The 24,060-nt window shown below is 48.9% G+C and carries 24 protein-coding genes and 1 other annotated feature; of the genes, 18 read left to right on the forward strand and 6 right to left on the reverse strand.

Annotated features, from left to right (window positions below):
* The first annotated feature begins 3 nt into the window (after positions 1-3).
* Positions 4-254 (forward strand) — a binding site (T-box leader).
* 88 nt (positions 255-342) lie between these two features.
* On the forward strand, positions 343-507 hold the full coding sequence (locus K3G25_RS15090; RefSeq protein WP_021495300.1) for an anti-TRAP protein: 165 nt from the start codon (positions 343-345) through the stop codon (positions 505-507).
* Between the two features lie 38 nt (positions 508-545).
* Here K3G25_RS15090 and K3G25_RS15095 read toward each other — a convergent pair whose 3' ends face one another.
* The gene (locus K3G25_RS15095) at positions 546-929 is read right to left on the reverse strand and encodes a DUF2512 family protein (protein WP_003156684.1); all 384 of its coding nucleotides are present in this window, start codon (positions 927-929) and stop codon (positions 546-548) included.
* A gap of 153 nt (positions 930-1,082) precedes the next feature.
* On the opposite strand from K3G25_RS15095, the gene K3G25_RS15100 reads away from it, so the two are divergent.
* The 4 genes from K3G25_RS15100 (at position 1,083) to tatC (ending at position 4,523) form a co-directional block, all read left to right on the forward strand.
* A complete protein-coding gene (locus K3G25_RS15100; protein ID WP_003156683.1) occupies positions 1,083-1,511 on the forward strand; it encodes a cell wall hydrolase in 429 nt (142 codons plus the stop codon).
* Between the two features lie 263 nt (positions 1,512-1,774).
* Positions 1,775-3,526 (forward strand): alkaline phosphatase D family protein, encoded by a 1,752-nt coding sequence (locus K3G25_RS15105; RefSeq protein WP_014416824.1) that lies wholly within the window; start codon positions 1,775-1,777, stop codon positions 3,524-3,526.
* A 12-nt stretch (positions 3,527-3,538) separates the two neighbouring features.
* Entirely contained in the window at positions 3,539-3,736 is a 198-nt protein-coding gene (locus K3G25_RS15110; protein ID WP_003156681.1) for a twin-arginine translocase TatA/TatE family subunit, read from the forward strand.
* 61 nt (positions 3,737-3,797) lie between these two features.
* Entirely contained in the window at positions 3,798-4,523 is a 726-nt protein-coding gene (tatC, locus tag K3G25_RS15115) for a twin-arginine translocase subunit TatC (RefSeq protein ID WP_021495296.1), read from the forward strand.
* Here the strand turns inward: tatC and pcp are convergent.
* Entirely contained in the window at positions 4,520-5,167 is a 648-nt protein-coding gene (gene pcp, locus K3G25_RS15120) for a pyroglutamyl-peptidase I (protein WP_022552532.1), read from the reverse strand. The genes tatC and pcp overlap by 4 nt on opposite strands.
* A gap of 71 nt (positions 5,168-5,238) precedes the next feature.
* Between pcp and K3G25_RS15125 the strand changes: the two genes are divergently transcribed.
* Positions 5,239-6,366 carry an aminotransferase class V-fold PLP-dependent enzyme gene (locus tag K3G25_RS15125; RefSeq protein WP_094032895.1) on the forward strand — a complete coding sequence of 376 codons (1,128 nt, stop codon included), beginning with the start codon at positions 5,239-5,241 and terminating at the stop codon, positions 6,364-6,366.
* A 34-nt stretch (positions 6,367-6,400) separates the two neighbouring features.
* Here K3G25_RS15125 and lmr(B) read toward each other — a convergent pair whose 3' ends face one another.
* Both lmr(B) and K3G25_RS15135 read right to left on the reverse strand, forming a co-directional pair.
* Positions 6,401-7,840, reverse strand: a complete 1,440-nt coding sequence (gene lmr(B) / locus K3G25_RS15130; protein ID WP_007609218.1) for a lincomycin efflux MFS transporter Lmr(B) — start codon at positions 7,838-7,840, stop codon at positions 6,401-6,403.
* Between the two features lie 36 nt (positions 7,841-7,876).
* The gene (locus K3G25_RS15135; RefSeq protein ID WP_014416828.1) at positions 7,877-8,443 is read right to left on the reverse strand and encodes a transcriptional regulator LmrA; all 567 of its coding nucleotides are present in this window, start codon (positions 8,441-8,443) and stop codon (positions 7,877-7,879) included.
* A 177-nt stretch (positions 8,444-8,620) separates the two neighbouring features.
* On the opposite strand from K3G25_RS15135, the gene K3G25_RS15140 reads away from it, so the two are divergent.
* The 4 genes from K3G25_RS15140 to K3G25_RS15155 all read left to right on the forward strand — a co-directional run bounded on the left by K3G25_RS15140 (position 8,621) and on the right by K3G25_RS15155 (position 12,846).
* The gene (locus tag K3G25_RS15140; protein ID WP_232489376.1) at positions 8,621-9,736 is read left to right on the forward strand and encodes a type II asparaginase; all 1,116 of its coding nucleotides are present in this window, start codon (positions 8,621-8,623) and stop codon (positions 9,734-9,736) included.
* 196 nt (positions 9,737-9,932) lie between these two features.
* Complete coding sequence (locus tag K3G25_RS15145) at positions 9,933-10,577, forward strand: lipase EstA (RefSeq protein ID WP_017419343.1); 645 nt, start codon at positions 9,933-9,935, stop codon at positions 10,575-10,577.
* A 137-nt stretch (positions 10,578-10,714) separates the two neighbouring features.
* Positions 10,715-11,785 (forward strand): helix-turn-helix domain-containing protein, encoded by a 1,071-nt coding sequence (locus K3G25_RS15150; RefSeq protein WP_053285444.1) that lies wholly within the window; start codon positions 10,715-10,717, stop codon positions 11,783-11,785.
* Positions 11,786-11,913: 128 nt separating this feature from the next.
* Positions 11,914-12,846: an aldo/keto reductase gene (locus K3G25_RS15155; protein WP_022552538.1), complete on the forward strand. Its 933-nt coding sequence runs from the start codon at positions 11,914-11,916 to the stop codon at positions 12,844-12,846.
* A 44-nt stretch (positions 12,847-12,890) separates the two neighbouring features.
* Here K3G25_RS15155 and K3G25_RS15160 read toward each other — a convergent pair whose 3' ends face one another.
* Positions 12,891-13,886: a DUF5105 domain-containing protein gene (locus K3G25_RS15160; protein ID WP_160216709.1), complete on the reverse strand. Its 996-nt coding sequence runs from the start codon at positions 13,884-13,886 to the stop codon at positions 12,891-12,893.
* 122 nt (positions 13,887-14,008) lie between these two features.
* Here K3G25_RS15160 and K3G25_RS15165 point away from each other — a divergent pair, with 122 nt between their 5' ends.
* Positions 14,009-15,409, forward strand: coding sequence for a YcdB/YcdC domain-containing protein (locus K3G25_RS15165; protein ID WP_232489751.1), 1,401 nt, complete (start codon positions 14,009-14,011; stop codon positions 15,407-15,409).
* Positions 15,410-15,609: 200 nt separating this feature from the next.
* Positions 15,610-16,968, forward strand: coding sequence for a YcdB/YcdC domain-containing protein (locus K3G25_RS15170; RefSeq protein WP_232489377.1), 1,359 nt, complete (start codon positions 15,610-15,612; stop codon positions 16,966-16,968).
* On the opposite strand, the gene K3G25_RS15175 is transcribed toward K3G25_RS15170, so the two are convergent.
* Positions 16,965-17,468, reverse strand: coding sequence for a peptidoglycan L-alanyl-D-glutamate endopeptidase CwlK (locus K3G25_RS15175; RefSeq protein ID WP_021495286.1), 504 nt, complete (start codon positions 17,466-17,468; stop codon positions 16,965-16,967). The two genes, K3G25_RS15170 and K3G25_RS15175, sit on opposite strands and share 4 nt — an antisense overlap.
* Positions 17,469-17,577: 109 nt before the next feature.
* Here K3G25_RS15175 and K3G25_RS15180 point away from each other — a divergent pair, with 109 nt between their 5' ends.
* The 6 genes from K3G25_RS15180 to K3G25_RS15205 all read left to right on the forward strand — a co-directional run bounded on the left by K3G25_RS15180 (position 17,578) and on the right by K3G25_RS15205 (position 24,048).
* Positions 17,578-18,699: a response regulator aspartate phosphatase gene (locus K3G25_RS15180; RefSeq protein WP_014416837.1), complete on the forward strand. Its 1,122-nt coding sequence runs from the start codon at positions 17,578-17,580 to the stop codon at positions 18,697-18,699.
* 116 nt (positions 18,700-18,815) lie between these two features.
* Positions 18,816-19,595, forward strand: coding sequence for a glucose 1-dehydrogenase (locus tag K3G25_RS15185; protein WP_021495285.1), 780 nt, complete (start codon positions 18,816-18,818; stop codon positions 19,593-19,595).
* A gap of 81 nt (positions 19,596-19,676) precedes the next feature.
* Complete coding sequence (locus tag K3G25_RS15190) at positions 19,677-21,356, forward strand: glycoside hydrolase family 13 protein (protein ID WP_232489378.1); 1,680 nt, start codon at positions 19,677-19,679, stop codon at positions 21,354-21,356.
* Between the two features lie 185 nt (positions 21,357-21,541).
* Complete coding sequence (locus K3G25_RS15195) at positions 21,542-22,501, forward strand: metal ABC transporter substrate-binding protein (RefSeq protein ID WP_029973931.1); 960 nt, start codon at positions 21,542-21,544, stop codon at positions 22,499-22,501.
* Between the two features lie 54 nt (positions 22,502-22,555).
* Entirely contained in the window at positions 22,556-23,251 is a 696-nt protein-coding gene (locus K3G25_RS15200) for a metal ABC transporter ATP-binding protein (RefSeq protein ID WP_003156655.1), read from the forward strand.
* Entirely contained in the window at positions 23,209-24,048 is an 840-nt protein-coding gene (locus K3G25_RS15205; protein ID WP_007409044.1) for a metal ABC transporter permease, read from the forward strand. Before K3G25_RS15200 ends, K3G25_RS15205 begins: the two co-directional genes overlap by 43 nt.
* Positions 24,049-24,060 lie beyond the last annotated feature (12 nt).

The raw sequence follows: 24,060 nt of genomic DNA on the forward strand, positions 1-24,060 counted from the left end.
GGATGAACAATGCTGAGGAAGAGTAAGTACGCATCAGCGCGCGGGGTTCAGAGAGTCGGTGGCCGCTGTGAACCGATCCCCGTCCGGTGCCGAATGGGCTTCTGAATTGCTGCGCTGAAATGACAGTAGGCGGTGCCGGGATTCTTTCCCCGTTATCAAGAAAGGAGTATTGAAACCGTTTGTTTCTGTACTTTTTGAGAGAATGGCTTTTCAGCCGTTAATAAAGGTGGCACCGCGAAAACCTCGTCCTTTGATGGACGGGGTTTTTTTGTGTTGTTAAGGAGGTGATGGCCATGGAAAGTGACTGGAGACGGACAGACAATCAAAAAAGGAGGGATATTCATGGTGATCGCAACCGACGATCTCGAGCTCACGTGTCCGCATTGTGAAGGAACCGGCCAGGAGCAGGAAGGGACGCCCTGTCCGAAGTGCGGCGCGAAGGGCGTCATATTGACCGCTCAAGGAAATACGCTGCTGCATTTTATCAGAAAGCATATTGATCAGTGAAATCAAACGAAAAAGGCCGTTATCCGGCCTTTTTTACGTTATTCGGACCGGGGTTCTAAAAAACGGGACCCGCCCAAGTCTTTTCTCATCAGATAGATATGGAAAAAATATTCTCCGACGGCGATGATGACGGCGGAAATAAGAGCGGCAAACGCCAGTCTTCCTCCGGAAATGCCCATGGACAGCGGCATTCCCATCAGCCAGACAACAAGAAACGCGATTCCGAAATCAGCGGACGCCGCCGTGATATTATTCCACCTCGGAAGCACGTACAGGTCGCCCGTAAAGTAGGAAACGGCTCCCAGCACAATGGTCATCAGCAGCACGTCGCCGAATGTAAAGCGAAAACCTAAGCCGAGTATCAGATACAGAATAATGATGGTCATAATGCCTTTAATGGCAAGCGCTTTAATGTGTTCCATGCGAATTCCTCCTTATGGAAATCATGTTAGTATGTTTCCTCATAACGTGAAATATAAACCCTTTTTTCGTGAACATTTGTTTTCTGGCTTTTGGCTGTCATCACTGGGCCGCTGCTGAATATGATGAAAGGAGAAAATACGGGAGGTGTCATGATGGCAGTCGTAAAAGCGTCGAGCGCCGATGTCGATCTAATGGCAAGGCTGCTCAGGGCGGAAGCGGAAGGCGAAGGGAAGCAGGGAATGCTTTTGGTCGGCAATGTGGGAATCAATAGGGTGCGGGCGAATTGTTCTGATTTTAAAGGCCTGCGCACCATCAGGCAGATGGTGTTTCAGCCGCACGCGTTTGAAGCGGTGACTCACGGATACTTTTACCAGAGACCGCGTGAATCCGAGCGGAGGCTTGCCCGCAGGAACATTAATGGAGAACGGTTTTGGCCGGCTAAATTCAGCCTGTGGTATTTTAAGCCGCCGGGCAACTGCCCGCAGACTTGGTATGGCCAGCCGTTTGTCGCCAGATTCAGATCCCACTGTTTCTATCAGCCGACAGGTGAGACGTGCGAAAACGTGTACAATACATTTTAATCCCGGGCGCACCGTTCTTAGAATGAACGGTGTTTTTTTAATTTTTTGTGAAGAAAAATAGGAAAAAAGTGCGCTTGACGGATGACAAGCCAAAAAGAAACAGAGGGGGTTTTCTCCCGGCGGGGCAAGGTTTGTCGAAACAATGTGAAAAATGTCTCCCGCCGTCCATTTTTCAGCCTTACAAACCCTTCACACTTCTTCATAGCGGTTTAACATTTCTTTTTTATAATAAGGGCGATCAATGAGACGAAAGGGGAACTGACATGACACATGACGGCCGTTTAGATGAATGGATCAAGGAATTGGAGAACAAAAGCTTTCAGAACAATACGTTTGACCGCCGCGCATTTATACAAGGCGCCGGGAAAATCGCCGGTCTTTCCCTCGGGTTAGCGATCGCGCAATCCATCGGCGCGTTTGAAGTGAATGCCGCTCCGAAATTTTCAAACTATCCGTTCACCCTCGGCGTAGCCTCCGGCGACCCGCTGTCTGACAGCGTCATTCTCTGGACGCGTCTTGCCCCGGACCCGCTGAATGGGGGCGGCATGCCGAAGCAGGCCGTGCCGGTAAAATGGGAAATCGCTACTGATGAACATTTCCGTCACATCGTCAAACGCGGAACGGAAATGGCCAAGCCGAATCTCGGACACTCCGTCCATGTCGAGGCGGACGGGCTCAAGCCCAATAAAGTGTACTATTACCGGTTTAAAAGCGGGCATGAGCTCAGTCCCGTCGGCCGGACGAAAACGCTGCCCGCTCCCGGCGCTGACGTATCCGCCATGACGTTTGCGTTTGCCTCATGCCAGCAGTATGAACACGGCTATTATACGGCGTATAAACATATGGCGAAGGAAAAGCTTGATCTCGTGTTCCATCTCGGAGATTACATTTATGAATACGGACCGAACGAATATGTGTCAAAAACGGGAAATGTCAGGACGCACAGCAGCGCTGAAGTGTATACACTGTCAGATTACCGCAACCGTCATGCCCAATACCGCTCTGATGCCAATCTGAAAGCCGCCCACGCCGCATTTCCGTGGGTCGTGACGTGGGACGATCATGAGGTGGAAAACAATTATGCCAATGTTATCCCTGAAAAAGGCCAATCCGTTGAAGCGTTTGTGCTCAGGAGGGCCGCAGCTTATCAGGCTTATTATGAACACATGCCGCTCAGGCGCATGTCATTGCCGAACGGTCCTGATATGCGGCTGTACAGGCAATTTTCTTATGGCAATTTGGCATCGTTCAATGTGCTTGATACAAGACAGTATAGAGATGATCAGGCCAACGGCGACGGGAATAAGCCGCCTTCTGATGAGTGGAGAGACCCGAAGCGTACATTGATGGGGACAGAACAGGAGCAATGGCTCTTCGGAAATTTAGCCGCCTCAAAAGCGAAGTGGAATGTGCTGGCGCAGCAAATCTTTTTCGCGCAATGGAATTTCGGAACAACCGCCAATCCGATATACAGCATGGATTCATGGGACGGCTACCCGGCTCAGCGGGAGCGGGTCATCAATTTTATAAAAAGCAAAAATCTGAACAATGTCATCGTGCTGACAGGTGATGTTCACGCAAGCTGGGCGTCAAACCTGCATACCGATTTTAACCAAACGAATTCAAAGATTTTCGGAGCCGAATTCGTCGGGACTTCCATTACATCTGGAGGAAACGGGGCGGATAAACGGGCCGATACGGATCAGATCTTAAAACAAAACCCGCATATTAAGTTTTTCAACGATTACCGCGGCTATGTCCGCTGTACGGTGACCCCTGCCCAATGGAGAGCGGATTACAGAGTGGTGCCGTACGTGACGGAGCCGGGGGCTGAGGTATCCACGCGGGCTTCATTCATTTATCAGAAAGACCAGACGGGGATTCGGAAGGTCTCTCAAGCTGCGGTTGCAGGCGGTTTAAAGCAGTCGAACGAGGTGGAAGAGGATCGTTTCTTCGCCCATAACAATGCGCATGAAAAGCAAATGAGAAAGAAACGGGCCAAAATCTCACAATAAGGAGGCACACTCATGTTTTCAAATATCGGCATTCCCGGGTTGATCCTGATTTTCGTCATCGCTCTCATCATTTTCGGACCTTCAAAGCTTCCGGAAATCGGCCGTGCAGCCGGCCGCACGCTGCTTGAATTTAAAAGCGCCGCAAAAACACTGGTCTCAAATGAAGAGCCGGACAAGCAGACGGCTGAGAAAGACAAAACGGCAGGCTGAATCCTGACATGGGGGCAGACGAATCCGCTTCTGCCTCTTTCTCTATAAGGAGGATGTACGATTGGATAAAAAAGAAACCCACTTGATCGGGCATTTAGAGGAAGTCCGGCAGCGTCTCATTAAAACCGTTATCGCCTTTCTCGTGTGTTTTATCGGCGCCTGCTGGTTTGTGCAGGATATTTATGACTGGCTGATCAAGGATTTGGATGGCAGGCTGGCCGTTTTAGGGCCGAGCGAGATTTTATGGGTGTATATGATGATTGCGGGAATATGCGCCCTTACGGCAACGATTCCGGTTGCGGCCTTTCAGCTCTGGCGTTTTACGGCGCCGGCTTTGACCCCGTTTGAACGCCGCGCCGCTTTGCTTTACATTCCGGGGCTTTCGGTTTTGTTTATCATCGGAATTTCCTTCGGGTATTTTGTGCTGTTTCCGATTGTGCTCGGATTTTTAACACAATTGTCCGCCGGCCATTTTGACATGGTATTTACGGCGGACAAGTATTTTACCTTTATGCTGAATCTTACATTGCCGTTCGGATTTTTATTTGAAATGCCTCTGGCCGTCATGTTTCTGACACGGCTCGGAATCGTGAATCCAACCCGGCTGGCAAAGGCGCGGAAGCTTTCGTATTTTGTGCTGATCGTCGTCTCTGTGCTGATTACGCCTCCGGATTTTATGTCTGACTTTCTCGTCATGATTCCGCTGCTCGTCCTCTATGAAATCAGTGTGACGCTGTCCCGCATCGTTTACCGGAAGAAATGGGCCGAGGCGCCGTCTGCAGCTTAGTGAAGTTCGCCTCCGCCGGTCTCAATATCGTCCTCATGCGCCGCGGCGGTCACCGCGGCGATTTTGAGCGCTTTTGTCACGAGATCCAGGCTGAGGCTCGGCGCAGACTTCTGCAAAGTTTGCTCCGGAATGTACGGGATGTGTATAAACCCGCCGCGGATGTGGGGATGATGGCAGGCGATTTCATCCATCAGGCCGTAAAAGAGGTGATTGCATACAAACGTCCCCGCCGTGTAGGATACAGCCGCGGGAATGCCTTCCTTTTTGATTTCCTCAACGATCCGTTTGATCGGAAGGCCGGTCCAATAGGCCGCGGGACCGTCTTGAGAAATGTTTTCCCCGACAGGCTGGTTTCCTTCGTTATCCGGTATGCGCGCCTCATTGAGATTGATCGCGACCCGTTCCGGCGTGATCTGCATTCTGCCGCCTGCCTGTCCGACACAGATGATAATGTCAGGCTGATGCTTTTTGATCGCCTCGCGCAGCACGGCAAGGGACTTATAAAAAACGGTCGGTACTTGTTCAGATACGATAGAGGCGGGGCCCTCAGCGGCACCGTTCAGCCGTTTGACCGCTTCCCATGAAGGATTGACCGTTTCCCCGCCGAAGGGGTCAAAGCCTGTCAGCAATACTTTTTTCTCCATATAAAACCCTCCTTTTCTTTTTACCATACTCTATAATGGACATATATTCCTGCCGAAGGGGGAAACATGTCTTGAATTCGCCTCTGGTGCAATACCGATCTTTATTTCCGGCGCTCCGCACACATACGATGCTCGCCAGCTGCTCTCAAAGCGCTCTTGCCCTGCCGGTTTCAAAAGCGATCAATGACTACCAGGAAAGCCTGCTTCAGCATGGCGGAAACTGGGAAGAAGCCATTGGACGAACGGAGCAGGCAAGGTGTGAATTTGCGAAATTGATCGGCGCCCATCCTGAAGAAATCGCCGTTTTACCTTCAGTAACGGCTGCTGTCTCGGCCGTCGTTTCTGCTTTACCGGATTGCCGAAAGAAACAGGCGGTGTATACGGAATTGGATTTTCCGGCGATCGCCCACATTTTGAAGGCGCAGACTGAGATGGAGCTTTCAGTCGTGCCGTCTGAAGATGGAATGATCCCGTTAGAGCGGTATGAGACGTACATATCGGAACAGACGCTTTTCACCTGTGTGCCCCATGTGTCATATACGTCCGGTTTTGTCCAGGATATGAAGCGCATTGCCGAGATATCCGCAAAGAAGGGATCGCTTCTTTTTGTCGATGCTTATCAATCGGCGGGGCACATCCCGATTGATGTAAAAGAATGGGGAGTTGATATGCTGGCCGCGGGTGCGAGAAAGTATATGCTCGGCATACCGGGAACGGCGTTTCTTTATGTCAGAAAGGAACTTGCCGAACGGCTGAAGCCGAAAGTCACCGGATGGTTCGGGCAGCAGCGGGCGTCAATGCTGGATTTAACCCGTTTTTCTTATGCGGACGGAGCCAAACGCTTTGAGACCGGAACCCCGGCATTTATCAGCATATATGCGGCACAGGCGGCTTTATCTCTAGTAAACGATGCCGGCACAGACCGCATTCACCAAGAAGTAAAAAAACTCAGCGCATTTGCGTATGAATACGCTTCTGAAAAAGGACTGAATCTCACAGGGCCGCCGTCTGCCGATGACAGACCCGGCATGATTTCCATACGGGATGAAAAAGCGGCGGAAACGGCTGCGCTGTTGAGGCGGAAAAACATCGTATGCGCACCCAGCGGACAAATCATCCGGCTGGCGCCTCATTTCTATAACACGGCCGATGATCTGATCTATGCGATTGATGAACTGGCTGAAGCGCGCGGTATATAAAAAACAGCAGACTCACGGGGAGTCTGCTGTTTTCTTATGAGTGATTCACTTTGACCCGTTTCATAAAGAAGGCGCTGATCAAGCCGATAACAGCGACAATCATCGCGAAGATAAAGGCGTGCTGGACGCCCGCAATCAGCGCGTGAGAGTATGCGGAAGGATCATTCGGGTTTTTCGCGGTGCTCATATAATTCTTCTGGCCGGCAGCCATGATGCTGACCGCCACCGCAGTGCCGATTGCGCCGGCCATCTGCTGGAGCGTATTCATAATGGCCGTTCCGTCCGGATAAAATTCCGGCGGCAGCTGGTTTAAGCCATTCGTTTGCGCCGGCATCATGATCATGGAAATGCCGATCATCAGGCATGTATGAAGCGCGACAATCAGAAGCGCCGTTGAAGCGCCGTTAATGTTTGAGAAAAACGAAAGCACAGTTGCCGTGATGACAAATCCGGGAATGACAAGCCACTTCGGCCCGTATTTATCAAACAGGCGCCCCGTCACCGGAGACATAAAGCCGTTTAAAATACCGCCCGGCAGCAGGATGAGCCCGGACGTAAACGCCGTCAGCATCAGTCCGCTTTGTAAATACATAGGCAATAGAAGCATTGTCGATAAGATAACCATCATACAGATAAACACAATCACGACACCGAGAACAAACATCGGATAGCGGAAAGCGCGCAGATTCATCATCGGCTGCTTCATTGTCAGCTGCCTGATGGAAAATAAGATGAGCGCGATCGCACCGACAGTGAGTGAACCGATAACCGTCGGGCTTGACCAGCCGTCTGATCCTTCGCCCGCATTGCTGAATCCGAATACGATGCCGCCAAACCCGATCGTAGACAGAATAATGGAAAGCACGTCAATTTTCGGTTTTGTAATGTCAGACACGTTCTGCATGTAGGCGATGCCGAATAAAAGAGCCAACACAAGAAACGGCAGGGAAATCCAGAAAATCCAATGCCAGTTCAAATGCTCTAACACAAGCCCTGAAAATGTCGGACCGATCGCAGGAGCGAACATGATGACAAGCCCGATCGTCCCCATCGCCGCTCCGCGCTTATGCGGCGGGAAGATGACGAGGATTGTATTAAACATCAGCGGCAGCAGCAGCCCGGTTCCTAAAGCCTGCACGATTCTTGCCGCCAAAAGAAACGGAAAGCTCGGCGCAAGCGCTGCAATCAGCGTGCCGATAATGGAAAAAGCGAGTGAAACGATAAACAGCTGTCTCGTTGTAAACCATTGCAAAAGCAGACCCGATACCGGGACAAGAATACCGAGAACGAGCAGATAGCCCGTCGTCAGCCACTGGACGGTCGCAGGAGTGATATGTAACTCCTTCATCAGGTCAGTCAGGGCGATATTCAGCGCCGTTTCACTGAACATGCCGATAAACCCTGCCGTCAGCAAAGAAATCATGATCGGCATGACTTTATATTGTTTGGAAGGCTGAGCGTTTTCCAAAATCATTCTCCTCTCTTTCTATACGTACATGTCTCTCGTATTTTATGTCTTCAGCAGGTTCGGGATTTGTTTAGAAATATGGAGGATCGGCATTTTGTCTTTTTTGGCTAAGGACACAATGATGCCGCCTTCTATCATGGCATTTAAAACAGTGCTGATTTCCGCCGCTTTCTCATCAGAAAAACCGGCTGATCTCAATTTGCCCGCGAACAGATTCTCCCATTCCTGATAAGCGCATTGACAGGCCTGCCGGAGCTTTTCGCTCTTTAAAGCCGTCTCGGCAGCCAGTAAACCGACAGGAAACCCTTCAAAGTTCTCCGGACATGTGAATTGGCTTGATAAGTCCTGTAAAAACGCTTGAATGCTTTCCGCAGGATCAGGATGGGCATCAAGGCTTTCTTTTATTTTCATACGGATATAATGGCTCATTTCATTGACAGCCTCAATGGCGAGCTGCTCTTTGCCGTCCGGAAAATGATAGTAAAGAGAACCTTTCGGCGCACCGCTTTCTTTAATAATCTGATTCAGCCCCGTGCCGTAATACCCCTGAAGCTGAAACAGCCTGGTTGCCGCGGCGAGGATTTTTTCACGAGAATCTCCATAGCTCATAATGTTCCCACCTTACTGATTTTTGACAAATTTAAAATATAGTGACTGGTCTATTATCTTGATTTCGCATGACGGTGTCAAGGTTTTTTAACGGTTATTTTCTTCGGAAGAATGCCTGACAAGCGCGTTGACCGGTGAGAGGAAAAACTTCATAAATAAAGAAAAGGAGAGAAAAGAATGAAAAAACAATTCATGCCCTTCATTACATTTATCACGGCTCTGCTCTTCATCGCGGCCGGCTGCTCCCAATCTCCTCAAGCGAAAGAAACACCGCCCCGGATGGCAGCCGCAACCCCAGCGAAAAAAGACGGACTTCCGAATATTAAAATTCTTGCCGCCGGCGGCACAATTGCAGGCGCTGCTCCTTCAAAGACGTCCGCTACGGAGTACACGGCGGGAGCAATCGGAGTTGATGCCCTGATTCAGGCCGTTCCGGAGATAAAAGAGGTCGCGCATGTGAGCGGAGAACAGGTTGTGAATATCGGCAGCCAGAATATGAATAACGAGACACTGCTGAAACTTGCAAAACGGGTAAACAAGCTGCTCAAGTCTGATGATACAGACGGCATTGTCATTACACATGGAACAGACACACTTGAGGAAACCGCCTACTTTCTCAATCTGACGGTCAAAAGTGACAAGCCCGTTGTTGTCGCCGGGTCAATGAGGCCGTCCACGGCGCTCGGAGCGGACGGGCCGTCCAACTTATATAACGCTGTAAAAACAGCGGCTGCGCCTGATGCGAAAGGCAAGGGGACGCTTGTCGTATTAAATGACAGAATCGCTTCGGCGCGCTATGTGACAAAAACCAATACAACCGCGGCCGACACATTCAAATCGGAAGAAATGGGTTATATTGGAACAATTGCTGATGACGTCTATTTTAATAACATCATGACCCGAAAGCATACGAAGGATACAGATTTCAAGATAGATAAACTTGATAAACTGCCGCAGGTCGATATTATATACGGCTATCAAAATGACGGAAGCTATCTCTTTGAAGCCGCCGTAAAATCAGGAGCGCAAGGCATTATTTTTGCAGGCCCGGGAAACGGCTCAATGTCTGATGAGGCCCAAAAAGGCGCCGTAAAGTCGGTCAAAAGCGGACTGGCGGTCGTCCGCTCCACAAGGACGGGAAACGGAACGGTAACACCTAATCGAGAGTATGAAAAAGACCATTTGACAGCTTCAAACTCTCTCAATCCTCAAAAAGCGCGGATTCTTCTGATGCTTTCGCTGACAAAAACGCATGACCCTAAGCGGATTCAAACCTATTTCAATGAGTACTAGGAGTAGAGAACCGGGTGTTCTCTCCTTTGTTGGTATGCCGTATTAAAGCATAAGCGTGCTTTCGGGAAAGGGGCGTCTTTCTCATTTTTCCGCTCTTTTTTTAATTGTTGAAAACAGTAAAAAATACACTATTTTTTCCTTTTCTCCTCTAATAGAATGAAAACTGCAAAAATATTACATAGCAGGAGGAAAGTTCATGAAACATATAAAAAGCAAAATCCTAGTCATCCTTACAGTTTGTATGCTGTCCGTCATTTCCGTATTTGCCTTCCAGCCGACCGTATCGAAAGCCTCCTCAGGGCATAACCCTGTTGTCATGGTCCACGGAATCGGCGGGGCGTCATTTAACTTCGCGGGAATCAAAACATACTTGGCATCCCAAGGCTGGTCAAGAAAAGAGATGTACGCCATTGATTTCTTAGACAAAACCGGAAACAACAGACACAATGCGCCGAGACTGTCCAATTACGTGAAAAAAGTGCTCAGCGAAACAGGTGCGAGTAAAGTCGATATCGTCGCGCACAGCATGGGGGGCGCCAACACGCTCTATTACATTAAAAATCTTGACGGCGGAGACAAAATCGCAAACGTCGTCACACTCGGCGGAGCGAACGGCCTTGTGACCAACCGGGCGCTTCCGGGGACTGATCCGAACCAAAAGATTTTATATACATCGATTTACAGCTCAGCGGACTTAATCGTCATGAACCCGCTGTCACGGCTGATCGGCGGGAAAAACGTGCAGATTCACGGTGTCGGACACATCGGACTTTTGATGAACAGCCAAGTAAACGGGCTGATTAAAGAAGGTCTGAACGGCGGCGGACAAAATACAAATTAACAGTTTCAAAGCCCCGGAGAATGAGAATATCCCGGGGTCTTTTTTTTCTTCCATATTCTTTTTTCGCCGTAAACCAAGCCCTCTGAAGTTATTTTTGTTAAAATAATAAAGTTATATCAGAATTCGGAGGGTTTATTGTGGGAAAAGTGAAAAGAAATGCCCCTTGCCCATGCGGCAGCGGGAAGAAATATAAAAAATGCTGCGGAAGCAAAGAAGCTGCCATTCCGGCAGACATCGCGGCAAAAGAAGCGAAACAGATTCAGGAAAGCCTAATGGAGTACGCCTTTACAGCACATAGAGACGGCATATCATCATTTATTAACCAGCACGCGTTCATTACGGAGCTGGACAGGCAGACAAAAGACATCGGAGTCTTCAACCTCGGCATCTGGGGAATTTTCTTCCGTCCGCTGGCAGGCGGCAAGACGATTTTTGAAGAATATCTTCAGAAAAAAGCCGGCGGCATCAACCGCCCGAAAACACGGGAAATCGTTGAATCATGGACAAGCATGACACCTGCCGTTATGGTGCTTGAAGATGTGAAAGAAGGAATGATTCACTTTGAAGATGTGATGACGAAAAAACAATTCAAAGTGGAAATGGACGTCAGCCAGCAGGATCTTCCGCCGGCGGGAAGCCTGATTCTCGGCTATCCGATCCACGAAGCGGAAAAAGCGGAGTTCTTCATGCAATTTACGATCTTCCCTGTGAAGCGGACCGAAGCTCTAATCAGCAAAGTGAAAAAGGCGGCGGCCCCGGCCCTTGCGGAAGGAAAATCGCCTGAGCGCTTTATGCAGGAAAACTTCGACACTGTGCTGGCCGCTCTTTTAACAACTGCGGAAGAGTCTGAGCAGGCTGCTGAAGAAAAACAGACAGAGTGGGCCAACGACATGGAGAAGGAAACGGCAGACGCCATTGAAAAAGGCCTGAGCGGGGATGAATACCCGGCTGAGCTGGTTCCGGCCGTGATTGATCTGTGGAAAACGTTCTGTGTCAAAAAAACACCGACGATCAGAAAGCCTGAAGCTTTCGCAGCGGCGGTCGAATATTACGTGAACAGCATTTCTCTGAACGGCGCGTCCGTTTCTCAAGCCAAGCTGGCGAAGAAGTACGGCGTCAGCGCCTCAACGATTTCCAGCCGCTATAAGGAAATCGAGGGTGCTCTCACGGATGAAGCCGAACGCTTCGCCGCAACTCTGACATCTTAATACACAGCAAAAAACCTTGAAGGGCAAACGCTTTTCAAGGTTTTTTCTATAGATAGGCTCTCAGGCAGGATAATTCTTACCGGTTATCTAATACTAAACAGAGCGATAAAAGGAAGGGAGCCTGAGCCATGGATGAGACACGTACGCTGGGCAGGACGGATTTACGGGTAAAGCGTATCGGCTTTGGCGCTAATGCGGTCGGAGGACATAATCTGTTTCCGAATCTTAATGATGAAACGGGAAAAGAACTCATCCGCACAGCGCTGGACGGCGGCGTCAATTTTATTGATACGGCGTTTATATACGGTTTGGGGCGTTCCGAAGAGTTAATCGGTGAAGTTGTCGCAGAGCGCGGCGTGCGGGACAGCCTCGTGATTGCGTCAAAAGGCGCGCACAAAGAGGTCAACGGACAGATCGAGCTGGACAACAGCCGTGAATTTCTCCGGAGTGAGGCGGAAAACAGCCTGAAGCGGCTGAAAACAGACGTGATTGATTTGTATTACGTCCACTTCCCTGACGGCAAAACACCGCTCTCCGAAGTGGCGGGCACGTTAAAAGAACTGAAGGACGAAGGGAAAATCAGAGCAATCGGCGCGTCCAATCTCAGCTTCCGGCAATTGCAGGAGTTTAACGCCGACGGCTATTTAGAGGTTTTTCAATCGGAATATTCACTGATTCAGCGTGAGGCGGAGCACGATCTGCTGCCTTATTGTGAAAAGAACGGCATTTCCTTTATTCCTTATTTTCCGCTTGCTTCCGGCTTGCTGACGGGAAAGTTTACAAAAGACACAGTCTTTGAGGACAGCCGAAAGAACAGGCCGCCGTTTCAGGGTGAAGCTTTTCACCAAAACCTGGAGCGAGTGGATAAGCTTCGGGCCGTTGCGGAAGAAAAAGGGGTGCAGACAGCGCATATCGCACTCGCGTGGCTTCTGTCGCAGCCGGCGGTGGATGCGATCATTCCCGGAGCCAAGCGCCCCGACCAGCTGAAACACAATCTGGACGCGCTTCATGTGCAGTTAACCGAGGATGAGGTTCAATTTATCAGTGACATCTTTAAGTGAAAATAAAAGAAAGGAAATAGCCTGCGCTATTTCCTTTCTTGTTGTCAGGACGTTTTCAAAAACGCTTCTGTCAATCCTTCCAGATCGGCGTCTGTATCCAGATACCACTGGCCGCGGGCGTTTTTCTTCATCTCGATTTCTCTTGTAACGGAAGAAGAAGCCGGTTTCAGGCGCATAAACTCTTCCGGATAGACAGAAAGCAGGTGGCTGACAATTTCGTTTTCATCCGCATCGGGGTGCTTTCCGGCATAGTCTTGCACGCGGTCTTGCAGCTGGCCCGCAAGCGGAGACATATCAAGCGGCGTCACTTTTGCTTCAAGGACGGCTTTTTTGCCTGACATGGATTTGGTATGCACCTTGAGCTCTGTGTTATCCCGAAGCGCTGATGACATGGCGTCAATAATAGCGGTAATGGCCTTTGAATCCGCCTGTTCTTGTGAAATGCCTGCTGAGGTGATAAAGCTGGCTTTCGCCGATTCCTGATATGCGGCGGCCGTCATTTTTTCATTTACACCGGTCAGGCGGGTGAAATCTTTATTGTGCTTGCCGTACAGCATCACATCAATGTATGCGGATAATGCGTCCGCCGGGTCAGGTTTTGCGTTTGAGGCTGTGCCTTTGACTTTCAGTTTATAAGATAAAGGCTTCGCGTCTTTTGCCTGCGGCTGATATACCAATTCATAGGATTTGCCTTCGTCAGCCGTGAAGTACAGATTGCCCGTCACTGTCTTACCCGCATGAAGCGTGCCGCTCTGCAACAAGTCTTCCTTATCGGCCTTGGCTGTTTTCGCGTCATCCTGATAAAGCGAGAAGTCGCTGCTTTTGACGGTAAGCGGGTCTTTGCCCGTATTTTTGACGGTGACCGTTACTTTCAGCGCGGCCGAATGCTCAGTATCGTCGGAAGCGGCCCATGCCGTATCTTTTATTTTCACTTTCGCCGTGCTGCTTTCCTGGCCGCCGCTCGTTTCGCTGCTGCATGCGGCGGTAAATGCCGTGAGAAGCAGAATGAAAAACACGGCGCTCATTTTTTTGATGGACATCTGGTTTACCCCCTGTTGTTATTAATTCGATAGTCATGAAGATGGACAGGTTAATTATACTAGTTTTGTATAAAAGAGTCTTGGTAATCATCAATCTTTTTGGAAGAAAAGGAAGTGTTATGATGAAAAAAGAAGAATTAAAACAGCTCGCTCTCCGGATCGGTAACGTACCTGCCCGCTATGAGAGTAATGTGGAAGAATACCAGGAAGATGAGGTTCTGTTTTGGTGGGAAGATAAGAATGATCCGGAAGCCGGCATCATGGTCGAATTAGACCGGGACGGAAAACTGAAATACTTATCCCGTCCGGCTTTCCGGACTGATCTGCCGGCTCTTTCGGAATCGGACATAGAAGAACGGATGCGGGCGTTTTTAGAAACCCATCGTCCTGGGGCATTGGCTGAGTTCGAATTGGAAAACAGCGGCTCCGCCAATGATGGCGATGTGAGATATTCCTATGTTCAGATGGCTGACGGTCTGCCGCTTCCGCTGACCGGGTTTTACATCGACCTGGCTGTGACAGGGGAAGTAACCGGCTTTTCTTACCAAGGGAAGGCCGATGATCTTGTAAGGCCCGGGACAATTGCGGACAAGCGGGAAGCATTGGCTCACTTTGCCAAACATATTGAAGCAGAGCTGTTGTTCACCGTACTGCATCAGTCCGTCTATGTGCAGGGGGATGACAAGCCCCATCTCGTCTATGAAATCGTGTCTCCGACGCGGCCGATATCGGCCGACCTGAAGGAAGAGAATGCAGAAATAGACGAATATGAAGAGCTGGAAGACGACACGCTGCCGTATGTCCCGATTTCACGCCCTGCACCTGAAGCGGAAAAGATGAGCATCAATGACATGATCGGGCTGCATGACGGTTTTTATAAAGAGAGGGAAACTGATCTTGGAGACGGCCGCATCGGCATTGCCTGGCGTCCTGAAAAAACAAAATCCGTACGGGAAGATAAAAGCTTAGAAAGTCTGTTCAAAGAGCGGAGTGAACACGTATTGAAAACAATGCATAATAAAGAATCGGGCCGGCTCACCGGGGTGATGTCATTTATAAAAGTTGAAGGCGAACCGGTGTTTTCCGAGGAAGAATGCCATCACATGGCCATCCGCTTTTTATTCGCCATGTTTCCGGAAGCGGATCAGTATTTCCGGGTTCAATATGATGAGCCGGATGATGAAGGAGAAAACGTGGGACTTACATATAAGGCTTGTTCGGGCGGCGTTGATTTGCGATTCGGAGAGGGGAGAATCTGTGTCAGCAAAAAGACGGGTCTTGTCACTGTATATATGCCGCCGGAAATTGATCCGAAAGAGCTGGAGGAAATCGATCCCGTTCCTTCATTGACAATGGAAGAGGCGAAGGATGCGATCCGCCGGGCCATCAAAGCAGAGCTCGCTTGGGACCGTTGTTACGATGACGACAGATGCGGAAAAGTGTACAGGCTCGTATACAAGCCGGTTTTCCCGCGGTTTATTGAGGCTCATACGGGAGAAGCGATCATGAGTTTAATAGGCTGAAGGTCATAGGCGTTCGTCCCGGGGCTTTCACGGGGAATGTGACATTTGTATGAAAAAGAGCCGCTCTGAATACGGCTCTTTTCCCTCTTTGCTAAAAATAGACACATAAAAGGCACTTTCTTCCCTTTAAAAGGATAAGGACGTTTTTATATAATAAAAAACAGTTCTTTTTTATACACTCTTCTGAAAGGATGACCCCATTGCTGAAAGAACATCTGAGAAAAAAAGCGCTGGAAATCGGGAACATACCGCCGGACTATGAGCTTGAAATAGAAGATTATGATGAAAAACAAAAAACGAAAGCCTATTATATATGGAAAGATCGTAACCAGCCGGATAAAACGGTCACGATTGAGCTGGGCGACGACGGATCTTTGCTTACTTATTCACGCAACGACTGTCCGGGTTCAGACATGCAGCTGTCAGACGCCGAATTAAAGCTGACGGCTCTTCGGTTTGCGGCGAGACACCGTCCGCTTACTTTTATGAATTTCATCTTTCAGGCGAAGGAAGAACGCAATGGGTGCATCCGATTTATCTATACAAAAAAAGTGCTCGGCCGGCCGCTTCCCGATTCAGGTTTTTTCGTTGATGTAACCAGGAGCGGCTTCGTCGTGCAGTTTATCTATTACGGGGATAAGGGTGAAGCGCCCGTTCCGGAAACATTCGTCGATCGGGAAAAAGTCGTCTCGCATTATATGAGTGTGCTGACATTCAGTCTCGTCTATGATGTGGTCAATTTTGAGAAAATACCGCGTCTCGTCTATGAACCGATTCTGCCGGCTTACAGCTATCCGGCCGGTGAAGATGATATCGTGCCGGATCAGCAGCTTTGCGAAGACAGGAATGAGCCGGCAAAACCGCTTCCCGCGTTTGACCATAAACGGGAAATCAGCCTGGATGAATTAATGGGGTTTACCGCGGATATGGTTCAAACGCGCCGGCGCGATCTCGGGGATGAGATCGGAACGACATGGCGGAAAGGGTCGGTTCCGGAACGGAAAGATTTGAGTATCGAAAGCTATTTTGAAAGCAGCAACAAAAATACAATGAAGATGAAAACGGACAAAAAGACAGGGAAAATGACAGCCTTTAAATCTTTTATTGAGCATCAGGGCCCGGCCTTTTATTCTGCGGAAGAGTGTGAGGCCGTCGCGCTTCAATTTTTATACAAGCTTTATCCGAGAGCGGACGAGTTTTTTAAAATGAACCCGGTGAAAACGGACGGAAGGGGCAGGTTCCGCTTCCATTTTTCCATATGGCATCAGGATATTCCGCTGCGGTTCGGCGCTGCGAGAATACTTGTCAGTCCCGTAACGGGGCTTGTGGAAGCTTACATGGCGCCTGACATTGACCCGGAGCAGCTGGAGAAGATCAATCCGGTGCCGGCCGTTACTCCCGAAGAAGCAAAGGCCGCTTTTTTATCCGATTTCCATCTGCGGCTGGAGTGGCAGCGCGATTTTACGCCGTCCGGCAATGAAGGATATAAGCTTGTGTACAGGCCTGTCTATCCTCCGTACATTGATGCGCAAAAGCGAAAAAAGAAAAGGTTTTATTAGCCAGGGATCATTTGTAAATGAGGATAATCTTTAAAGCCTCTCCAATCGCCTCCCCAATCAAAACCGAGCGTTTTGGCAATCGATACGACCTCAAGCCAATCGGGCGTGCCGTTTCGGTTTCCGTCGTACGTCATATCCCAAATCAGGCTTCCATCCTTTTTTTGCAGGGCGAAGTCGATCGCAAGGCCGTAATTGTGGTAAGATTCCCCGCCTTTTGCGTAGGTGACGATATTTCCTTTTTTTGAACGTCCTTGACGGTACAATTCGTTTTGTTCCTCAATTGATCTGAAACCCTCTGTGATAACGACGGTGATGCCTTTTTTCAGAGCGGCCGTCTGCAATAGCTCCGCATTCTGTTTCACGAGCGGATGAAGAGCGTTTGGAATGGCTCTGTCTTGTAATGCCGTCTGCGGCCTCAATTCTTTCTGCACATAGGAAAAACATAGGTCTGCGGAAAAGAAGAGGATCAAAAGCAGCGCAATTCTGACTGATAGTTTCATGGTGAATTCTCTCTTTCTTTAATTGGTTAAAATCTTTGTTTGCTCACTGCCATAAATTTGCTATGATAAAATATAACATAATTAGTAGCCGGAGGAAGGAGGCAAATCTATGAAATCCAAGATTCCATCTGAAGAAGTGGCCGTAAAGATGAATGAATGGTATAAGCTGATCCGCGCGTTTGAAGCCGATAAAGCTGAAGCGCTGAAGCGGGAGATTCAATTTGAACTCGAAGATATGGAAGAGAACCAGGATTTATTGTTGTATTTTTCATTGATGGAATTTCGGCACCGCATCATGCTGGATAAATTAAAACCCATGAAAGACGGCGACTGCCAGCCTCCGTTCTCTGAAATGCTCACTGAGATTGAGATGAACCAGCAAAAGCTGACCGGCTTACTGGAATATTATTTTTACTATTTCAGGGGAATGTATGAATTTAAGCAGAAAAACTTCATCTCAGCGATTTCTCATTATAAGCGGGCTGAGGAAAAACTTGAATATGTGGAAGATGACATAGAGAAAGCCGAGTTTTTGTATAAAATTTCTGAGGTGTACTATCATATCAAGCAGACTTTCTTTTCGATGAATTACGCAGGACAGGCGCTTGATATTTACAAGAAATATGAATTATACGGAATGAGAAGGGTGCAGTGCAAATTTATCATTGCCGGAAATCTGATGGACGCCCAGCAGCATAAAAAAGCGCTGGAATACCTCGAATGCGCCTTGGAGCACGCGGAGCGGCTTGATGATCAATATATGATTGCTGCGGCCTATTATAATATCGGGCACTGTATGTACAGTCTGGGTGACTTTTGCAAGGCGGCGGAGGATTTTGAACGGGCGGCCGCCGGATTTGAAGCACACAGCTTCCGGCAGGTCATCCAGGCTGTTTTTTCACTCACGCATATCTACTTTAAAACGGAAAAATACAGTGAAGCCGCCGCCAGCTGCGCGCGGGGCATGAGAAGCGCGGCGGAATGGGAAGATGAGATCTATCTGACGAAATTCCGTCTGATTAAAGAGCTTTATCAGGGGGAAGGCGGACAGGATTCGCTCAAAGAGTATTTTGACATTCTGGAATCAAAAGAGCTGTTGGCTGACACAGAGGAACTGCTTCAGGACGCGGCTCATTTCTTTCATCAACGGGAGAACTACAAAGCGGCATCTTATTTTTTCAGCAGGCTTGTCGGCGTGCAAAAAAGGCTGCAAATGAACAACTACGCATAATGAAAAAAAAGAACGAGGGAGCTTCGGTTTCATCGTTCTTTTTATGATCCCTTTTGTTTTCAGCCGATCAAAACCGGGTACATGCTCTGTATTAACATCAGGGAGGAAAAGAGACAATGTATCAGGATTTACAGGGAAAAACAGCAATCGTAACAGGTTCTTCGAAAGGAATCGGAAAGGCCATTGCTGAACGCTTCGGCAAGGAGCGGATGAATGTGGTTGTGAACTACCTCGGTGATTCCGCCGGAGCGGAAGAAGCGGCGGACATCATTGAGAAAGCGGGAGGCCGAGCCGTCACCGTAAAAGCCGATGTATCCTCAGAAGAAGGGATTCAGGCGCTGTTTCATGCCGCGCAGGAGCATTTCGGGGGCGTGGACGTGATGGTCAACAATTCCGGCTTTAACGGAGCTGAAGCGATGCCCCATGAAATGAGCCTGGAGGATTGGCAAAGGGTCATCGACGTCAACGTGACCGGCACCTTTTTGGGGGCGAAAGCGGCACTGAAACATATGCTCGAGCGCGGCAAAAAAGGAACGGTCTTAAACATATCGAGCGTTCATCAGCAAATACCCCGCCCTGAAAACGTGCAGTACTCGGCATCCAAAGGCGGAATCAAAATGATGACGGAAACGATGGCGCTCAATTACGCAGACAAAGGCATCCGGGTGAATGCCATCGCTCCCGGCACGATCGCCACGGAGTCCAATAAGGATCTGGAAGATGAAACACATAAACAGGCCCAGCTGAAAAAAATTCCGATGAACGCCTTCGGCAAACCGGAAGAAGTCGCCGCGGCCGCCGCATGGATGGTGTCGGAAGAAGCGAGTTACGTGACCGGAACGACACTTTTCGTCGACGGAGGCATGACGCTTTATCCGTCTCAGCTGGACAGATAAAAGAGGCGGGAAACCTTCTCTTTTTTGTTTAGGGAAGGATCATAAAGGAAATGGTTCTCTAAAAAACAGGAGGGCCGCAAGATGGCGAATGACTGGTGGAAAGACGCCGTTGTCTATCAAATCTATCCGCGAAGCTTTCAAGATACGAACGGCGACGGCATAGGCGACCTGCGGGGGATTATCGCGCGTCTCGATTATATAAAAGAACTTGGCGCTGATGTGATATGGATCTGCCCGATTTACCCGTCGCCAAACGTTGATAACGGCTACGATGTGACGGATCATCAAGCGGTTATGGAATCCTACGGAACGATGGAGGATTTTCACGATCTGCTTACAGAATGCCGCAGCCGCGGATTAAAGCTTGTGATGGATTTCGTCTTAAATCATACATCCACGGAGCATCCTTGGTTCAAAGAGGCGGAAATGAATCCGGACAGCAAATACCGCGATTATTATATTTGGCGGCCGGGTACCGCGGACGGCCCGCCGACCGATTGGGTGTCGGATTACGGACAATCCGTCTGGCAGTACGAAGAACATACGGGCGAATATTATCTGCATATGAACGCCGTCAAACAAGCCGATCTGAATTGGGAAAATCCCGAGGTTCGGCAATCAGTATACGAGATGATGAGATTTTGGCTCGATAAAGGCGTGGACGGATTGCGAATAGACCAGCTTCATCTTCTGTCAAAAAAAGAATATTTGCCGCCATATGAAGATTACATCGCCCGCCGGGCCGATCCGAAGCCTTTCCGGCCAAACGGGGCACGGATACATGATTACTTAAAAGAAATGACGAAAGAGGTATTTTCCAAATATGACGTGATGTCAGTCGGCGAGGCCGGATCAGTGACGCCTGAGGAAGGGCTCGTCTACACGGGAACCGATGAGCATGAACTGAATATGATTTTTCATTTTCAGCATATGGAGCTTGATCAAAAGCCGGGCCAAGAGCATTGGGATGTAAAACCGCTTGAGCTGTCCGATTTAAAGAAAGTGCTCACAGACTGGCAGGAAAAACTGGAACATCAAGGCTGGAATACGCTGTATTGGTGCAATCATGACCAGCCCCGGATCGTATCCCGTTTCGGAGACGAAGGCACATACCGCAAAGCATCCGCCAAAATGCTTGCCGCCCTGCTTTATTTCATGAAAGGCACGCCGTACATTTACCAGGGGGAAGAAATCGGCATGACAAACGCTCCGTTTGACAGAATAGAGGATTATCAAGATATTCAGACCGTCAATATGTATCACAAAAGGGTATTTGAAATGGGCCGCAACAGAGAAGAAGTCATGGCGTCCATTATGGCGAAAAGCCGGGATCATGCCCGTACACCGATGCAGTGGGACGGCAGCAAGAATGCCGGATTTACGGAGGGCGAACCGTGGCTGAAGGTCAATCCCGATTACAAAACCGTCAATGCGGCCGAGGCTCAGGATGATCCCGATTCTATATTGAACTTTTACAAAAAACTGATCCGCCTGAGAAAACAGTATGCTGATATCATAAAAGGCAGCTACACTCTGCTGCTTCCTGATGACCCGCAGCTGTTTGTGTATGAAAGACAGGCAAACGGACAAAAACTCATGTCCATCAGCAACGTATCGAAAGAAGAAGCCGCCTTTTATTGGCCGGACGGCTCCGAACCTGAAAGGGCCGAGCTGCTTCTCAGCAACTATGAAAATGACGGCGGCACGGAATCCCGCATCACATTCCGCCCTTATGAAACAAGAGTTTATCTGCTTGCCTGATATGTGATACGACGCCCCCGTCCATACATGGCGGGGGCTTTTTAGGTAAATCGGATATCAATTTAGAAAAAAATATCTTGCAAAACGTAATTACTTCGTTTTATTATGGTATAGGTAACAAATGAAAGAGAAAGTACGCTTTGGAAATCGTCATCATTCTGATTTACAGAACAGGGGGAAACGGCTTGTTTAAAAAATGGAGCGGAATCATTGTCATTGCGGCATGCTTTTTAATCGCGGCGGGCTGCGGCAATTCATCTTCAAAAGGTTCGTCAGGTTCTTCGAAAAGCGGCAAACTGCACGTCGTGACGACCTTTTATCCTATGTACGAATTCACGAAACAAATTGTCAAAGACAAAGGCGATGTAGACATTCTCATCCCGTCTTCGGTCGAACCCCATGATTGGGAGCCGACGCCGAAGGATATCGCCGGCATTCAAAACGCTGATCTTTTCGTATACAACAGCGAATATATGGAGACATGGGTTCCTTCAGCGGAAAAAAGCATGAGCTCTGATCATGCGAAGTTTGTAAAGGCGTCAAAAGGAATTGACTTACTCGAAGGTTCGGATGAAGAGGAAGAGGAACATGGACACGGCGGTCATGACCACAGCCACAGCATGGACCCTCACGTGTGGCTCAGCCCGGTTCTTGCGCAAAAAGAGGTCAAAACCATTACGGCGCAGATCGTAAAACAGGACCCGAAGAATAAAGCATACTATGAGAAAAATAGTAAAGAATATATTGCAAAACTGCAGGATCTTGATAAACTATACCGTACAACATTAAATAAAGCGGCGAAAAAAGAATTGATCACACAGCACGCGGCATTCAGCTATCTCGCCAAAGAATACGGCTTAAAACAAGTCGCGATTGCAGGCCTTTCTCCTGAAGAAGAGCCGAGTGCGGCCAAACTGGCGGATCTCAAAACGTTTGCCAAAAAGCATGATGTGAAGATCATCTACTTTGAAGAAGTTGCATCGCCTAAAGTTGCAGATACACTTGCCGGTGAAATCGGCGCGAAAACGGAAGTGCTCAATACACTGGAAGGTTTAAGCCAAAAAGAACGGGATAAAGGCATCGGTTATATCGACATTATGGAGAAAAACCTTGATGCACTGAAAGATTCGCTATTGGTTAAATAACATAGTGTGCGCCGCGGGGTGCACACTATTTCTATGCGGGAAAGGAAGGTCAGCATGAATCTCGTTACATTACAAGATATCGTTTTTGGTTATTCGCATACACCCGTGCTTGACGGCGTGTCGCTGGAAATCAAAAGCGGCGAATTCGTCGGCATTACAGGACCGAACGGCGCGTCAAAATCGACGCTGATGAAAGTCATGCTCGGCATGCTCAGACCTTGGGAAGGAACGGCCGAGATCAGTAAAAAAAACGCAGCCGGAAAACGCCTGACAATCGGCTATGTTCCGCAGCAGATTTCTTCATTTAACGCAGGATTCCCAAGCACGGTTCTGGAGCTTGTGCAATCAGGCCGTTATACGAAAGGAAAATGGTTTAAACGATTGAACGAAACGGATCACCACGAGGTGGAAAACGCGCTGAAGATGGTGGAAATGTGGGATTTCCGCCACCGGAAAATCGGCGATTTATCCGGCGGACAGAAACAGAAAATCTGCATTGCGAGAATGCTTGCGAGCAATCCGGATCTGCTGATGCTTGATGAGCCGACAACAGCGGTTGATTATGAAAGCAGACAGGGTTTTTACGAATTTATGCACCATCAGGTGAAAAATCACAACCGCACCGTCGTCATGGTGACACACGAACAAAACGAAGTACAGCAGTATCTGGATAAAGTTATACGGCTTGAGAGGGGGGAAAAAGGCGGATGGAAATGTTTGACTTGGAATTCATGCGACGAGCTTTTCTAGCGGGAAGCATGATCGGAATTATGGCGCCGATATTAGGCGTATATCTCGTGCTGAGAAGACAGGCGCTGATGGCGGATACGCTGTCTCATATTTCATTGTCGGGCGTGGCCATCGGTTTTTTTCTCAGTACCAATATTACGGCGGCGAGCATTGTTGTCGTCACGATCGGAGCGATCGGCATTGAATACATGCGGCGGGCGTACCGTACATATTCAGAGGTATCTATCGCAATCTTAATGGCAGCCGGGCTGTCGTTTGCGATGTTTCTGATCAGCCTGTCAAAAGGCGGCGCGTCGATGAGCATCGATCAATATTTATTTGGATCGCTTGTCACGGTCAGCCAGCAGCAGGTCTATATTATCGGAGGCATTACCCTGCTGATTCTGCTTTATTTTATTATACTAAACAGACCGCTCTACCTGCTTACCTTTGACGAGGCGACGGCGAAGACATCAGGCATTAACACAAACCTCCTGTCAATGTCATTCAGCATCGTGACGGGGCTGGCGATTTCGGTCATTATTCCGATTATCGGCGTGCTGCTCGTTTCCGCGCTCCTCGTACTGCCCGCGGCTTTTGCAATCCGTATTGCCAAAGGGTTTAAATGGGTGTTTGCGGCGGCCATTATTATTTCTCTTTTCAGTGTGTTCATGGGGCTGACGTCTTCGTACCAGCTCGGAACGCCTCCTGGGCCGTCAATCACTTTACTGTTAATCATTCTGCTTCTGCTCGGGTTTACGCTGCAGGGGATTTGGAATGCGTTTAAAAAAGGAAAAGAACGAAAAAATCGCCGTTAAGCGGTGCAGCAG

The sequence above is a fragment of the Bacillus sp. FCW2 genome (assembly GCF_021228595.1).
Classification (GTDB): domain Bacteria; phylum Bacillota; class Bacilli; order Bacillales; family Bacillaceae; genus Bacillus; species Bacillus velezensis.

What these genes read in the sequence shown, in the direction of transcription:
- K3G25_RS15090 (WP_021495300.1), top strand. Translation starts at nt 343, where the DNA reads ATGGTGATCGCAACCGACGATCTCGAGCTCACGTGTCCGCATTGTGAA.
- K3G25_RS15095 (WP_003156684.1), bottom strand. Translation starts at nt 929, where the DNA reads ATGGAACACATTAAAGCGCTTGCCATTAAAGGCATTATGACCATCATT.
- K3G25_RS15100 (WP_003156683.1), top strand. Translation starts at nt 1,083, where the DNA reads ATGGCAGTCGTAAAAGCGTCGAGCGCCGATGTCGATCTAATGGCAAGG.
- K3G25_RS15105 (WP_014416824.1), top strand. Translation starts at nt 1,775, where the DNA reads ATGACACATGACGGCCGTTTAGATGAATGGATCAAGGAATTGGAGAAC.
- K3G25_RS15110 (WP_003156681.1), top strand. Translation starts at nt 3,539, where the DNA reads ATGTTTTCAAATATCGGCATTCCCGGGTTGATCCTGATTTTCGTCATC.
- pcp (WP_022552532.1), bottom strand. Translation starts at nt 5,167, where the DNA reads ATGGAGAAAAAAGTATTGCTGACAGGCTTTGACCCCTTCGGCGGGGAA.
- K3G25_RS15135 (WP_014416828.1), bottom strand. Translation starts at nt 8,443, where the DNA reads ATGAGCTATGGAGATTCTCGTGAAAAAATCCTCGCCGCGGCAACCAGG.
- K3G25_RS15140 (WP_232489376.1), top strand. Translation starts at nt 8,621, where the DNA reads ATGAAAAAACAATTCATGCCCTTCATTACATTTATCACGGCTCTGCTC.
- K3G25_RS15145 (WP_017419343.1), top strand. Translation starts at nt 9,933, where the DNA reads ATGAAACATATAAAAAGCAAAATCCTAGTCATCCTTACAGTTTGTATG.
- K3G25_RS15155 (WP_022552538.1), top strand. Translation starts at nt 11,914, where the DNA reads ATGGATGAGACACGTACGCTGGGCAGGACGGATTTACGGGTAAAGCGT.
- K3G25_RS15160 (WP_160216709.1), bottom strand. Translation starts at nt 13,886, where the DNA reads ATGTCCATCAAAAAAATGAGCGCCGTGTTTTTCATTCTGCTTCTCACG.
- K3G25_RS15165 (WP_232489751.1), top strand. Translation starts at nt 14,009, where the DNA reads ATGAAAAAAGAAGAATTAAAACAGCTCGCTCTCCGGATCGGTAACGTA.
- K3G25_RS15175 (WP_021495286.1), bottom strand. Translation starts at nt 17,468, where the DNA reads ATGAAACTATCAGTCAGAATTGCGCTGCTTTTGATCCTCTTCTTTTCC.
- K3G25_RS15180 (WP_014416837.1), top strand. Translation starts at nt 17,578, where the DNA reads ATGAAATCCAAGATTCCATCTGAAGAAGTGGCCGTAAAGATGAATGAA.
- K3G25_RS15185 (WP_021495285.1), top strand. Translation starts at nt 18,816, where the DNA reads ATGTATCAGGATTTACAGGGAAAAACAGCAATCGTAACAGGTTCTTCG.
- K3G25_RS15190 (WP_232489378.1), top strand. Translation starts at nt 19,677, where the DNA reads ATGGCGAATGACTGGTGGAAAGACGCCGTTGTCTATCAAATCTATCCG.
- K3G25_RS15200 (WP_003156655.1), top strand. Translation starts at nt 22,556, where the DNA reads ATGAATCTCGTTACATTACAAGATATCGTTTTTGGTTATTCGCATACA.
- K3G25_RS15205 (WP_007409044.1), top strand. Translation starts at nt 23,209, where the DNA reads ATGGAAATGTTTGACTTGGAATTCATGCGACGAGCTTTTCTAGCGGGA.